The organism is Patescibacteria group bacterium, assembly GCA_028707495.1.
In the GTDB taxonomy this organism is placed as follows: Bacteria; Patescibacteriota; Patescibacteriia; order UBA2591; family JAQWAS01; genus JAQWAS01.
Genome location: JAQWAS010000013.1, coordinates 1 through 15,391, shown reverse-complemented (window position 1 = coordinate 15,391; position 15,391 = coordinate 1). Strand labels below are relative to the sequence as shown.

12 protein-coding genes are annotated in these 15,391 nt (G+C 34.8%); all 12 read right to left on the bottom strand.

All coding sequences use genetic code 11. The features are described 5' to 3' along the window. Positions 1 to 325: 325 nt before the first annotated feature. Positions 326 to 2,188, bottom strand: coding sequence for a hypothetical protein (locus PHS07_04050; protein MDD4607467.1), 1,863 nt, complete (start codon positions 2,186 to 2,188; stop codon positions 326 to 328). 6 nt (positions 2,189 to 2,194) lie between these two features. Next, entirely contained in the window at positions 2,195 to 2,935 is a 741-nt protein-coding gene (locus tag PHS07_04045; GenBank protein ID MDD4607466.1) for a transposase, read from the bottom strand. Positions 2,936 to 2,958: 23 nt separating this feature from the next. Beyond that, positions 2,959 to 5,028: a putative glycoside hydrolase gene (locus PHS07_04040; GenBank protein MDD4607465.1), complete on the bottom strand. Its 2,070-nt coding sequence runs from the start codon at positions 5,026 to 5,028 to the stop codon at positions 2,959 to 2,961. 55 nt (positions 5,029 to 5,083) lie between these two features. Beyond that, positions 5,084 to 6,691 carry a T9SS type A sorting domain-containing protein gene (locus PHS07_04035; protein MDD4607464.1) on the bottom strand — a complete coding sequence of 536 codons (1,608 nt, stop codon included), beginning with the start codon at positions 6,689 to 6,691 and terminating at the stop codon, positions 5,084 to 5,086. A gap of 86 nt (positions 6,692 to 6,777) precedes the next feature. After that, positions 6,778 to 8,034 carry a glycosyltransferase family 4 protein gene (locus tag PHS07_04030; protein ID MDD4607463.1) on the bottom strand — a complete coding sequence of 419 codons (1,257 nt, stop codon included), beginning with the start codon at positions 8,032 to 8,034 and terminating at the stop codon, positions 6,778 to 6,780. Continuing rightward, positions 8,015 to 9,103 (bottom strand): glycosyltransferase, encoded by a 1,089-nt coding sequence (locus tag PHS07_04025; GenBank protein ID MDD4607462.1) that lies wholly within the window; start codon positions 9,101 to 9,103, stop codon positions 8,015 to 8,017. Before PHS07_04025 ends, PHS07_04030 begins: the two co-directional genes overlap by 20 nt. Next, the gene (locus PHS07_04020; protein MDD4607461.1) at positions 9,087 to 10,481 is read right to left on the bottom strand and encodes an O-antigen ligase family protein; all 1,395 of its coding nucleotides are present in this window, start codon (positions 10,479 to 10,481) and stop codon (positions 9,087 to 9,089) included. Before PHS07_04020 ends, PHS07_04025 begins: the two co-directional genes overlap by 17 nt. 1 nt (position 10,482) lies before the next feature. Further along, positions 10,483 to 11,460 carry a radical SAM protein gene (locus PHS07_04015; GenBank protein MDD4607460.1) on the bottom strand — a complete coding sequence of 326 codons (978 nt, stop codon included), beginning with the start codon at positions 11,458 to 11,460 and terminating at the stop codon, positions 10,483 to 10,485. Between the two features lie 125 nt (positions 11,461 to 11,585). Continuing rightward, on the bottom strand, positions 11,586 to 12,764 hold the full coding sequence (locus tag PHS07_04010; protein ID MDD4607459.1) for an OmpA family protein: 1,179 nt from the start codon (positions 12,762 to 12,764) through the stop codon (positions 11,586 to 11,588). Between the two features lie 166 nt (positions 12,765 to 12,930). After that, positions 12,931 to 13,437, bottom strand: coding sequence for a hypothetical protein (locus PHS07_04005; protein MDD4607458.1), 507 nt, complete (start codon positions 13,435 to 13,437; stop codon positions 12,931 to 12,933). 454 nt (positions 13,438 to 13,891) lie between these two features. Further along, positions 13,892 to 14,677 carry a hypothetical protein gene (locus tag PHS07_04000; GenBank protein MDD4607457.1) on the bottom strand — a complete coding sequence of 262 codons (786 nt, stop codon included), beginning with the start codon at positions 14,675 to 14,677 and terminating at the stop codon, positions 13,892 to 13,894. A gap of 193 nt (positions 14,678 to 14,870) precedes the next feature. Then, on the bottom strand, positions 14,871 to 15,391 hold a 521-nt coding region (locus PHS07_03995), incomplete at its 5' end, for a hypothetical protein (GenBank protein MDD4607456.1).

Below are 15,391 nucleotides of genomic sequence, written 5' to 3'. Positions count from 1 at the left end.
GATTAGGTTGTTAAATCATCGACCACGTAAAAGATTAAATTTTAAAACACCTTATGAAATATTTTATCAAAAGAAGTGAAATCAAAAGTGAAATTAAAAATGTTTCACTTTGGAATAGAATTCAGGAAGGTAATGTGTACACACATATTGCACTTTTTGTTGTTAAACCGAATTCGAAGGCGACATTCCGGAATGTCGCCTTCGAAAAATTTTACCCCATTCAACAGCGAAGGCGACACGTCGACGTGTCGCCTTCTCTAATATAAAAACAAGTATCATTGAAAAGAAATCTACTAAATTATCTGACCATATATTCTAACTAATTTTAAGGCTGAACTTGACCTAAACCAGTCACCAATTCATCATTTTCTAATTGTGTATCTATTTTACCCAAGCTTAAACTTAATCTCTTTCCGGTAAAATTATCTACTCCACTCATGGTTAAATTATCAATTAAACTCAAAGTTTGTCCCACATCTGTTATCTGCGGTATAATCTCAACTTCAAAAGCTGCCTGCGCCTCTGGATAAACTTGGCCAGTGTGGGGTTTTAAATCTCCAATTTGCCAAGTGAATTGTTTAATCTGTGGATCATAAGTAAAAGCTTGACCCTGCGAAACACTAGTGCGTTGGGTCCAATCAGCTTGTTGACTTAGAAAACCCTGAATGGTCACATCATTGACCTGATTGGTGGTGTTTAAACCGTGCAAAAAGACCCAATAACGCGTTGCTAGACCAACTTGAGGTGGTAATGGCCCGATCCCTAATTGATCACCTTGTGGCGTAAAATAACGCGCTTGAGCTATTAAAGTTAATTTTGAATTTAAGGGTAAATTTAATTTATCGCCCATAGCTGTAATAACATAATTTTCATCAGCTAGTTGATACTCGGCTTTGGGCTGTATAACAATATATAAATTTTCTTCTTGGCTTTTAAAGTCAACATTTGACCAAGTTTTAACTTTAAAATTAAATTCACCTTGTTGGCCAATCTTTAAATCAGCTAAATTAAAAACTATCGTCTGGTCTTCTAAATTTAAATTTTCACCCTGAGCTGTCGCTAAATTAAAATATCGAGTTGGTAAATCAACTTTTAATTTAAGATTAGTTAAATTAATATCTTCTTGATTTAAACAAGTTAATTTAAATTCAGCCTCTTGACCCAAGCTTAGATTAGTTAAATTATTTAAAGTTTCAAGCTTTACATTTAGTTTGGGAAAATTTAATTCTAAATTTTTTTGATCCTGTTGTTGTAAAATTTCTTGATCTTGCAAAACAATTTTCCCTTGCCATTTTAAATCTATTTGTTGATTTTCATCTTGTTGTGGATAACTAACTCGACCAATTAATTTAAAACTGCCTTGCTGACCAGCTTGGACGTTATTAATCTGCCATTCCCCTGCTCGTTGAATCAAGCCGTCATCATACGAAATTAAAGTAAAATTCTCTGGCCAATCAAAATTTAATTTTAATTGTTCAATTTCAGTCTTGGTTTGATTATAATAATTTAAATTTATTTCAAAATCTGATTGATTAAAAATTTTATCAGGCAAACTCACATCTATTTGCATTAGACTGTCTTTTAAAATCACTTCGTGTCTAGCTAAACATTGTGTATATTTTTTCTCCTCGCCCGGGCCACAACTTAGAATAGCCATCAAGGCTTGTTCTTTACCAACTTCTCCCCAAATTTGACCCTTAATTTCAAGCTGATTATTGGCTCCGGGTAACAAATCGCCGATATAAATTGATTTATTTTCTAGATTAAAATTTGGCGGTGTTTGGGTTAAATAAAAGTTTTCCGGCAATTTTAGAGATAAATTTAAATCTTTAATAACTCGATCGCTATTATTTTCATATTTAATTTGATAAGTAATTTCTTGACCACTTTTAGCTTCTGACTGTTGCAAGCTAATTTGCAAATCAATCGGCAAGGATTTGGCTTTAAAAATAAACCAGAAAAAGAAAGATGTGCCGACTAAACCTAAAACTATTAGCAATATACTTAAATCAAAAACTTTTTTCTTTTTATAATTTAAATATTTTTCTGGCTTGGAACTATCAACTGATTGCGTAAAAATATTTAAAGTACCAATTACAATTTGTGAACCTTTTGCCTTAAGTTTTTTAGTTAAACTTTGTTTGTCAATTATTTCCGGCTTTAAAGGTGATTGATTGTTTTGATTCATATATTTTTATAAATAATTAATCTTTAATATTGGGTCATGATCTAAACCCATAATCTGTCGATAGCTTGACCACACGTAATTATCTAAATTATTAATTTTAAGAGATAGAGGATTTTTATGAATATAATTTAATTTTTCCTCGAATTTTTTCTGAGTAAAAATATTAAAGTCGTAAAAACCCTTTTGCCAAATTTGATGTTTAGGAGTTGTATGAACCTGACCTATATTTTCCCATTTATAATCTTTAAGGAGATACAAGCTTTCATTCTCTAGGGGTGGATACGAGTCCTCGCTGGCATATTTATATAAAATTTCTATTCTCCCTGAGGGATACAGAATGTTACTCTCATCATTGCATAAAATTTCTATTCTTTCGGGTGGATGCGAGCCCTCGCTCGCATCATTGCCTTCTCCCTTTGAATAAGGCGAAAGCGAGGGCTTTCGCCTACCCGTTTGTAAATAATTAATAATCTCTTTGGCTGAATGAGATTTTATGCTTTTAATTATATTACTAATTGTTAATTGAGGTTTTTCATCTACGTCCCACCAGATTAAACAATGAAAATGATCAGGCATAATAACATAACCTAAAATTTTAAATCCTAATTTTTGACGATAAAAATTAATTTCGTCTAATAAAATCTCGCAACACTTATTATTTTTAAAAATAGATTTATTTTCAAAAGTTTTAGTTGTAATAAAATGTACATAACTTCTATCATTGAATTTCGGTAGATTTTTAAACATTTTAATATATTAATTAATATATTTTAATCTTTAAACATAACCGTGGTAAAAACATTATCTGACATCGCCATGATTTCAGCTTGACCATCTTCATCTAAATCGTCCACAATAACTTTCACTCCTTGACGTTGATTTTCATCATAAGCAAAAAATTGTGATTTAACATTGCCTTGTTTATCAAATATTCGTATTTGTGGTCCACCACCTGGCCCAGCGCCAGTGATAATTTCATCTAAACCATCACCATTGATATCGCCACAAGCTAAATTCACTCCCCCACGAAAATTTTCAGCGTAGGCGAAAAAATGTGATTCTAAAGTACCATTTTGATTAAAAATTCTAATATGCGGACCACCGCCATAGCCAACGCCAGTGATAATTTCTTCCAAACCATCACCATCCACATCACCGGTAGCCACATTTACTCCCCCACGAAAATTTTCGGCGTAGGCGAAAAAACCTGGATTAATTAATTCTCCCTGATGATTAAAAATCCGCACATGCGGACCACCGCCAGGTGCCGTTCCAGTAATAATTTCGTCCAAACCATCGCCATTTATATCGCCGGCCGTAAAACTCGCCTGACCGGTGTAATTTTGACCATAAGGATAAAATTGATTGATTAAATTTAAATCTTGATCGAAAATTTTAATTAAATTGTTTTCAGCCACTAATCTTTCAACTTGTCCATCAGCATCTAAATCTTTAAGCATCACTTGTGTGCCACCCTTAAAATCACTTTGATAACTGAAAAAACTACTACGACTTTGTTGACCTTGAAAATTAAAAACCCGCGCAAACGATCCATTGGTAAAAGTTTGACCGATAATTTCATGAATCGGTCGTAATAAAACTAAACCGTCTTGTGGGCCAATTTCGGTATTATAAACTCGTAAACCATTGTTAATTTGTAAATCTTGAGTACCTCGAATTTTTTCCAACTCTTCACCTAAACTAATTTTTTGTTTTTGATCGGTTGAATTAACCAAAACTACGCCTTTTTTAAAATCTCGTCGCCAAACTGCTGGTTGTAAAGTTGTATCTGCTTCGTTATTTATATTATATGCCTTAGAAATTGGTTGATCAAGAAAAACATTATATTCGTCATACCACCAGGTTTGCTCGTGTTTTTGATCACCATAGTCAAAACTAAAATAACCATCGCTTAACAAGGTACTAGCTAAACTATAACGCATTCTTTGATAATTATTTAAATCGCCAACATTGTTAGTATTACCGTTGTTAACTATTAAAACTGGCTGATATTGATTATTTTCCAAAGCATATTCATATTCTCTTAGCATATTCTCCCAAGTATTATTATAGCCATAAGGAAAACCCTCTAACAAACGTCCGTTAATATATTGTGAATAATAATTGCTACTATTAATCATTATAATTTTATCTGAGCCAATTTTTTGCCGAGTTTGACTTAATAAATTCTGCATCGCCTGACGCCATTCATTATTTAACCAACTGGTATTATCTTTTTGTCCGTCATTATTTATATCTAAATTGCCTTGATTTAACCATTGAACACCATCAAAACAATTATCAAAAAAAACTCCATCCCAATAGTCGGTGGCCATAATTTCTTGTTCAACATATCCGGCCAACCAATCAGACCATTTTTGACCTTGTGAATTTTGACGAGTTTGAGCGGTTACGTTAATCATCCAAGTCCCAGGCCAAAAAGTCACATGCTGACCCTGCGGATCATATAGCCACCAATTATTTTGATTAACTTCTTGATAAAAAGCGCCCAAAGAAATTTCTGAGCTTAAATCCTGGTCAGTTAAATTTAACTCTTGGACTGGCATATAAGCTAAAATTTTAGCTTGAGGATTTTTTGATCTAATAATTTTAAAAACTTCAGGATTAAAATATTGAGTTTGTGCACCTAAAATAATCACATCCCATTTGGCGAGTTCGTACGCATCTTGATTGGTGACTTGCCATTTTAAAAAATAGTTGGCTAAAGCTGGATAAGTTTGAGCCTGACTTAATTTAACTGGATAAAACACAAAAAACGGCATTAACAAAATGCCGATCAGTAACAAAATTTTAATTTTTAATTTTTTAAAAAATATCATCATTTAATTTTATGAAGAGAGGGCGCGTGGGAGACGCGCCCTCAAATTCGTTGACTTACTTAAGTAGGACGATTTGTTGGGTGGCTAAAATTTGACCATCCAATCCGATCACTCGAACGAAATACTGTCCACTTGGACAATCACGGCCATTGTGCTTTCCATCCCATTGCAAATTAAGATGTTGATTGGGATAGTTAACATTAACCCCGGCCATGCGACGACCTAAAATGTCGCAGATCTCGATTTTGGAAACAGATTCCCCTGCTCCATTGAAATCGATATTGACCTCGGCGTTGAATGGATTGGGATAAATTTGAATAGAGCACTCATTCGGTTTAACCGAAGATTCGGGAATAACAAGTGAAGCTCCATAACCCCAGTCCCCATACGATCCGCCATAGCAACCTTTGTCATTGCGGGTACCATCGGTATCATTGAATTCGGGCGACGGATCACCAGAGTTGATACACGACGATCCTGGCTGCAAAGCATACGGCGGAACATAATCAAAGCTATGCAACATTGGATCACCGAAAGTATTGCCCGGACCCAAATCGCTTGTATCGATTTCTGGCCAAGTTAATAACTCAGTTGCGTAATGGTTATAACCCAGACTGTCCATTGGAATTAAAATTAGCGGAGAGCTAGTTTCACTACCAAAGGCAATTGACGTTGAGTCTCCGGCGCTTGAAGCAAAAATGTTATTTTTTAACATAGCTGGCGCCATACCTTCCCCAAACCCTGACTTAAACCAACAACCATGTTGATTGTTAATAAAATGATTATTGTCAATTTTAGTCTTTGAGGTATAAAAAGAAAATAAATATCCATAAAGATAAACTCCATCGCGACATTCTGCGATTAAATTGTCTTTGATGATTATTGGATAGTTTCTCGTTTCATACCATTCTTTGACCATTACGCCTACGCCCCGAAGATCTTTGCCAATAATATAATTATTGACAATCAATCCCTCCGAATTAATCAGATAAACGTGTTCCTTGCCAACAATCGTTGACCAGGTAAATTCATTTGACGCAATCACGACTTGCGTATGATCAGACGAAAGCTTGCCGGAAACCTGAATACCGGTTGAACAATCTTTAAAAGTGCAAAATTGCACTATCAAAGTATCAACCGAATTACCGACAATACCCTTGTCGCAGATCGCAAAGAACCCACACGAATCCGTAATAGAAGTATGGTCTTCTGTCCAAACTGCGGTTTGGCAGTTTAAATAGTTAACCCTGTGTGAACGAGTTGAATTCGAAGACCACACTCCGCAATTAGCCATGGCTGGACCCGAACCGCTATTCGTTCCGTCCATACTCAAATCTGCAATATATAGCGGAATGCCGGTGCCGATCATATTGTTGCTAGAAGACGAAGCGTCCCTCAAATAATGCAATCTCGTTAGATCAGCGCCCGCACCGCTAATAGCCGCGCCTAAAAATCTTTCGGGTATCCACAGTTGCGACCAAGCGTAATCCCCAGAATCGAGTTCGATATAAGCGTATCCCCACGGAAAAATTGATGGATCATAAAGATCCGGCTGCAAAGAGTGAATCGTTGCCGGGTTATACGCTCTAGTCTGAGCCTGAAGGCTCAAGCTAAAAAGACACACCATGATGATGACCATCATCATCCGATAGACTGTTTTCATTTCCAACCTCCTTGTTGGTTTGTGTTATTTCTCCCAATTGTTATTGTTTTTTGTCCTAATGTCAACGAACTACTGTAATTACCCTATCATGAAATTTTATCCTTGTCAAGGGTTATTTTATTAATTAATCGATTGTAAATTTCAATTAAATATTGATAATGTTTCTGTGGACTTAATTCTCGTTCAACCAATTCCCTGGCTTGAACGTTCATTTTTTGAATCTGAACTGGATTTTGGATTAAATAATCAATTTTTTGACTTAAAGATTGGTCATTACCTGATTCAAAAAGCAAACCGGTTTGCTGATTTTTAACCAATTCCGGAATACCGCCAATCTCAGCTCCCACTACCGGCTTACCCAAACAAAAGCTTTCTAGAATTGTATAAGGAAAATTTTCATACCATTCTGAAGGCACAACAACAAATTGCGCTTGACCAATTAAATCATATAAATCTTGACCATATTTAGGACCAGTAAATTCTATCTTGTTTTGCAATTTTAAATCAATGACCTGTGCTTTTAATTTATTTTCTAAAGGTCCGCCACCAACAATTTTTAATTTAATGTTAGTTTTAATTTTAGCCATAGCTTGGATTAAAGTTTCAATCCCCTTTTCTTGACTTAAACGCCCGAAATAAACAATGTAATTTTGATTTTTTAAACTGCCAATAAAATTTTCTGCCTGGATAAAATTATTTAATTTAACAACTTTATTTTTATCAATCCCCCAGTCAATAACTTTATCTCGCATAAACTGACTTGGTGCTAAAAATAAATCTACCCTATTTTCAATCTGCCGAATAAAACGATTTAAATACATTTCTAAACTCACAACCAAACTAGCCATTGTTGAATTTTTTAAACACTTATTTTTAAAGGCTTGTTTATAATTGCAAATTTTACATTTTTCACAAATTTGATTTTGACTATATAGCTGATAATTCGGACAAATTAATTTATAATCGTGCAAAGTCCACACCACCGGAATATTAAACTTTTGGCACACATCTAAAATTGAAACTGAAATCTGATGATGAAAATTGTGCAAATGCACTATATCCGGTTTAAAATCTTGAACTAATTTTTTAAATTTTCGCTTAGCTTCTAGAGAATAAATAATATGGCCGGCTGATTTAATTTTTTTAAAGAAACCTTGTCGTGCCTCAAAATCCATTTCGTTGACAAAATATTTTTCGTAATCTGATGCTTGATTTTTTTTACTTTTAACTGAAAAAACCGCCACTTCGTGCTCATATTTTTTTAATAAATCAATCACGTCGAAAAAATATCTTTCCGAACCACCTTTTAAATAATAAAATTTGTTAACTTGTAAAATTCTCATAAATTTTTTTGTATGCTTTAACCATCTTTTGAATATCAAAATTTTGTTTAACTACCTGACTGGCTTGTTGACCAAGCTTAAACGACAATTCCGGTTGATCTAATAATTTAATTATAGCTTGACTCAATTCTTCAACTGATTGTGATTTAACTAATAAACCCGTCTCTCCGTCTTGAATTAATTCTGGAATACCACCCACCCGCGTCCCAATCACTGGCAAACCACTCGCCATCGCTTCAATTAAGGCAATCCCTAGACCCTCCCATTCTGAAGCCAAAACAAAAATATCTAGTTGTTTTAATTTTTCAATAATATCCATGCGTCCACCCCAAAATTTAACCGCTGGATCTAAATTTAAATCAGCAACTTGTTTTTTAAGTTTACCCTCCAAACTCCCATATCCGATTATCCATAAATTAGCTTGAGGATATTTTTTCAAAACTTGTTGAAAGGCTTGGATTAAAAATTCCTGACCCTTTTGTGGCTCTAAACGGGCTATGGTGCCAATTATCGGCTGGCGCTGATTAATTTCTCTAGGGCAAAAAGTAAATTTATTTAAATCGATACCATTGTAAATAACTTGAATTTTTTCCGTTTTAACTTGATAAGTTTGAATGGTGTAATTTTTAACTGCCTGCGAAACGGCCACAACGCAAGAAGTAAATTTATAAGTCCAACGCTTAATTTTCTTCTTAATTTGACCCTCATCGATATCAATATTGTGCTCAGTGGAAATAATATTTTTAATTCCTGCCAATCTGGATGCAACTTTACCCCACATATCACCAGCAAATAAATGTGTATGCACAATATTAGGTTGAAAAATTTTTAGTTTACGATACATTTGCCATAAAACTCCCAAGCCCAATTTGGTTTTTTTATTAAAAACCTGAACATTGATATTTAATTTTTTAAATTCTATTTCCAATTCTCCGCCACCAACTACAGCCCAAACCTGAATTTCAAATTGAGCTGGATCTAAATTTTTAACTAAATCTAAAACTAGGTGCTCGGCGCCAGCTGGCTTTAATTCTGATAAAATATGAATAATTTTAATTTTCTTGTTCATTTTGATTTTTTAAAGCTAAATGGCTAGCAGTCAAGGCAATGCCCAATGGCCACCACATTTTAGATACATAATAGGAAGTATTAAATAATTGAAAAACAATACTCCCGATAACACTTAAAATCAATGCTAAAATGATCATTTTCCATTCAGAATTATAATCTAATTTAATATATGTTTTAATTACTTGCACAATTACAAAACCTAATAAAATTAAAAAACTAATTAAACCCACAAAACCGACTTCAGCCAATAATTTTTGAATAACTCCATGGGCCTCGATTGGTGAACCAAAATCTAAAATATACCACTTATCTTGAGCAACTTGTTCCATAAAGGTGCCGACTCCTGCCCCCAAAATTGGATGCAATTTAAAACTTTCCAAAGCAATCTGAGTTTGTCTTAAACGATTTAAATTTGAACTAGACACAAAACTACTATCTAAAAAATCATACATGTAATAAACAAATGGAATAATTAAAATTAAAATCAATAAAATATAGGGTGTTAATTTATTTAATTGTCGGCGATAAACAACCAAACCTAAAATTAAAATTTCTAAAATTAAACAAATCCAACCCGTCCGCGACAAAGTCATTAAATTAATCATCATCATAAAAACTAAACCCACAATCAACCATTTTTGAGGAATAATTTTGTAAGTTTGCCAAATTAAAATAAAAGCTAATGGGATCACGGCAATTAAAACTTCAGCGATCAAATTATGATTCGTCCCTAAGATATTATAACCTAAAATTGGAATAGGCACAGCGCGGCGAAACAAACCCGGTGTGATTGGTCGAATTAAAGACCAGCATCCCATCAAAGCCACCACGATTCCCACGCCAAACATAATTTTAAAAACTGTTATTAATTGTTTTTTGGTTTTAATTGTATTGTAAGGCAAAATAACAAACATTAAATAAAAGAAAACTAAAGGTCGTAAAATATATTTAATGCCTAAGTTTACATTTTCAATATTGATTAATGATAAACTGGCGGCCACCACAAAGGGAATAAAATAAAATAAACCTGGAAAATTTTTTAAACTTAATTGTTGTTTATGCTTAATCCAATTATAAATAGTTTTCAAAAACCAAGCCGTAAAAACTAACATAGCGATTAAATCCACATATGGGACGTTAATATCTTGACCAAGCCATAATTGTAAATAAATAAATGGATATAAAACTGCGATTAAATAAATTCCCCAAATGGTTTTTTTAATAAATAAACCAATCAATAAGGCACAAATTAAAAATCCAGCCACATATTCAATCGGCACAAAAACACTCATATAACCTAAAACAATAACAATTAAGATTAAACCTAACTTTTGCCATGTCGCACCTAAATAAATTTTATTATCTCTTGTGCCCATTTTATTTTAATTTAGCACCAAATAATTTAGCTTTCAAAATCCAAAGTATAACCCTAAACGGATGTTTTTTAATCGCTGAACGAGCCGTACAAATCATCCAGTTGGGCCTTTCGCTTTGGTTAACTTGTTTAAAAATCTGTGTTTCTTTTTTATTATTAAAAATCTGTTTTAAATTATCTTGTATTAAATTTCCCATTTGAAAATCTGACACGTCTGATGGATAAACATTGCCTGGCGGATCCATATAAAATGACTTTAGACCACTATAATTAGGCAATAAACGTTGTTGCTTTTTTAATAAATAATATAAACCATAAGTAAAATAAGCCCGCAACCAACGCTTCGGTGAAAAAATTTTTAATTCACGTTGAATTAATTCTTGAAGCGGTTTTTTAAATTTATCAACAGCTTGAATTTTTATATCAGTTTGAAAATAATGATCACTCTGATGCACAATCGCCAAAGTAAATTCAATATTTAATTTTAAACTTAATTCATAAACTGGCATTAATTGATCAATATTGTAATCGCCACCCGTAAAAGCCAATTTAATGTGTTGCACACCAGCTTGTTTTAAAACTTGAATAGTACTTAAAACCTTTTCATAGGCTTGAGGAATACGACGAATTTCTTCGTGTTTTTGACCAATACCGTCTAATGAAACCGCCACGCCAATATCCGGTTTAATTTTAATTATTTTTTTAATCTGTTGTTGAATTAATTCTGGCGCTAAACCATTGGTAGAAATAATAATTCTAACCTTGGGATTAATTTTTAAAATATTTTGGATAATTTCAAATAAATCGGCACGTAAAAATGGTTCGCCACCTGATAAATTTATATCTTGCAAACTGGTCGGTAATTTTTGATAATCCAGCGGTTGTAATTCTAAACTAACTGGCTGTTGCCAGATATTACACATCACACACCGTGAATTACATTTATAAGTTAAAGCTAAAACCGCATCTTTAGGTTGCATAAATTTAATTTAAAATGTTTTATTAATTACTAATATTATAGAATAAAATAAAATCCTTGTCAAGTATAAAATTTTAATTCAATAAAAAAGCGGCGGAAAACTCCGCCGCCTTAACTCATGATTTTCTATTCCTTAAGGGGAATATAAAAAACCAAGACTGCTCGGCGATTGCGCCAACGCTCTTTGGGTTGGTTATTCGGTATTAAAGGATCGTTTTCGCCCTGACCGTCAATCGACAGTCGTTCAGGATCGATTCCGCTCCTGACCAACCAATCTTTGATCGCTTTAGCTCTGTCATACGAAAGAGCTAAGTTTTTCCAAACTGAACCGACTTCGTCAGTATGTCCGGTAATGACAACGTGAACATCGGAAGACTTCTTAAGCGGTTTTAAAAAATCTTCCAATTGATCTTCCATACTACCGGTAATTTCGGCTGAACCGACTTTAAACCCTGACAGGATCAATGGATCGCCCAGGACTGTTCCCTTGAGAGTCGAACCTGAGTTTTGCATCGCCTTTTCAACAGAATCGGCGGCCTGATTCAAGGCCTCGGCGTAAGATCTTAGTCCATCGGGCGTTAAGTCTTTTGGCACGCTCGAAACTTCTTTAGTGGTTACTACCTTGACTGTCTCGACTTGAGCTGAAGATGAAGATTTCTTAACCGAAATTTCGCCCTTACTCAGCGGAAAGTCAACACCTAAACCAGCATAAAGTCGTAACTGGCCACCCGAACCTAGATGAGTTTGCGTAAAATCATCTCCGCCAAAGTGCCATCGAAGTTCGGTGGCAATTATACCACTCACATACCAAAATAGCGGTTGATTAACTTCCAGACCCAAGCCGGCACTAATGTTTGTGCCCATTAAATCGGTCCAAGTCCCGTTATATTTGGCATACAGTGGATCGCCCATAATTGCCAAGTCGCTCATCCACCAAAAAGTTGCTCCCGCTGTCGCCGTTCCATAGAGCGGTCCAATCAATTTTTTACTAATATACGGACCGACAAAGAGACGACTAATAGCTACATCACTCGGCGAACTTAACGCTTCGTTAGCATATGAACGCCTGGCGCCTTCGTTTGAATCATTAAAATAATTCATATCTAAGTCGCTTTGTACGCCCACTGTTATCTTTGGCCATTCTACGCCCAATCTAACCCAACCTCCGTAAGGCAAAGTTTGTGTTGTGTCACCGACTAAAAGCGGAGCTATTCCACCTCCTCCACCCAGGTTAAGTTTGACTTGCGAAAAGGCCGGTATTGCCAATAGGACAATTACCAGCCAGATCAGAAAATACCTTTTCATTTTTCCTCCGTTTCTGTGTGGTTTTAAAAAGGTTTGCTTGTTTTTTTATAAAAAGAACTTTGTATCAAGATTATCATGTCTTAAAAATTATGTCAAATATAATATAAATAAAAAAGGGTCACCTGTGGATAAATCCCAGATAGACCCTTATTGTTACGCTTGTGCGTTACGGTTCAGTTAAGGTGCCGTTGGCGTAAAGTATCACCCCTACGTTTGCTCCTTGTCCAATACCATTTGGTATTGGTCGAGTCAGTGTTACCTCACTACCCGTATCTAAATTAGCTACCCGAACAGCACCAATAAACTCGGTCATGGTAACCGCCCAATATCCCCAGGAATAATCGGACAACTTAAAATTAATTAAGTAAACCGTTTCGGATGGAGAAATCGATAGGCAATCACGATACCACACGTTGTCTTGAAAATCACGCAACATTACTATACCATCTATCCAAGCGTGATTAGATGTTAGCGTGGTACCAAGTCTCGGGCCATCAGAATATGGCTCTGGAACTTGACTTGCATAGTCTCCACAGAAATACACTCTGATATTATAGACTTCGTCGTCGGGCGGTGGTTCCTCACCGGTCGTATCAACGTAGACATGAAAATAAACAGTAGAACCGACCACGTCGTAATCGACGTTAGAATAATTAGTGTAAATCGTATCCACATGTATAACCAAAGGAATGTCGCCAATATCAACATAGACTGTGACATGCAGAACTCCACTAGCAGTGACGTTGTATTCTACGGCATTATGGTCACTCCAAATAATGTCGTCAATGATCGATTCGTAGATCTGCGGTACATATTCGGCATCGAGAGGTAAAACCACGTAAAGCGTTTCAGCGCGCCAAGTGAAAAGCGTATCGTTCTGCATATCCCCACTACGCAAGATGTGAATATTGACAATACCTTCACTACTTGTCACTAGAGTCGAATCGGTCGGATCTTCTGCTACCGGTCCTGTTCCCCTCGAACAACTTGGCATCATTACCAATAGCGCACAAATAGCTATTAGTATAATGACACACATCAACGGCCAATTTTTCATTTTTCCTCCTTGTGGTTTTTGAAAAACTGATTTTTTCTTTTGGGTTAATTTTTAAAAAGGACAAAAATATTTAATCTTCAAAATTAAAATGATCTGTTTCGTATGGTTCTTCTATATTTGTCTGAATTAATTCTGATTCTTGATTTTTTAATATCGGTTGGCGATTAGCAGTATAATCTTGTTTAAAATTAACCTGTCCAATCGTCTCTGTCATTTTAAACCTTTTTAAATCTTGTGTCAAGACATTATCAATGGGTTTTAAATAAATATAAACCGTCGCCAATAAAAAACCCAAAATTAAACTTAATATAAAATTGATAAAAATATTCGGTCGGACTGGATATTTAGATAAAATCGGTGTATCAATGACTTTAATCTCAACATTTTCGCCTGCACCATGATATTGATCACTGCTGGTAGTTAAAACATAAATAATCGCTTGAGCAATTTGTGAAGCTTGAATTTTATCTTGATTATAAATATTTAATTTAATCAAGCCCGTATCTGGCACCACATAAGCATCAATACTCTCTTTCCACTCTTTACGTCTTTTATCTTCATGCTCAGAAAATTGCTGAGGATCAATTTCGTAACCTGAACTCAAAACTCTGCCCATGAACGAGCTAGAATAAACAATCGTTGTTAAACCACTGGCAATTTTTTCTGAGGATTTAACAGCCGTATAAGCGTCCATGCCTGCGGTTTGCTTGCGAATAACTAAAATTTGAGCTGAAGCGCGATATTCAAAAGGTTGAATAAAAGTTAAAATTAAACTCAATATCAACACCGCCAAAACAATTAAAATGGCTTCTTTTTTGTACCACTGAATTTTTTTGTAAAAAATGTTTTTGTTCATTAATCAACTTTAAATAATTTTTAACCCTAACACTCTAGCATAGCTAAAAAATTTTGTCAAGAGCTTTGGGTAATGTGTACACACATATTGCACTTTTAATTAAACTAATAATCTATCCCAAATATAAACAACCTTAATAACTAATATCAAGGTTGTCTAAAAATTTTAATCACTAATAATTCTTAATTTAATCTTATTGTCGCCTCCACCACCGCTTCATCTTCTTTCCCCAATCTTTTTGCCAGAATAAAGCGATGAATAAGATAACGGCTAAAACATACATATACCATGGCATAAAAGACATCAAGCAACCCACGGCGCCAGCTAAGACGCCCCAGGTGGTAGTTTCTTCGTCATCGTCGTTCTGAACTTCACTGGCTCGCGTGACAACCACGCTTTTAGTAAGTTTTAGATAAGGTCGTGGCGCTTGGGTTAAAATAATGTCGAGGGTGTCATCAAAGATGTCGGGATACTCAGGCGCTTGGGCTGACAAGATTAATTCCAAGGGTAAGTGGCCTGAATTGTAAAAAGTGTTGGCCTCACCTTGATCATTAGTTGTGACAATTGTTTGAGTTAAATAACCCATTTCGTCATCATCGTAAGTCAATCGTTCCATCTCTGGTGTGGGAATTAAATCTAAATGGATTTCAATGTTGGGTTGTTTTAATACGTCGCCATATTGATCAAATAAGGTGATACTAATGCGAGATCGTG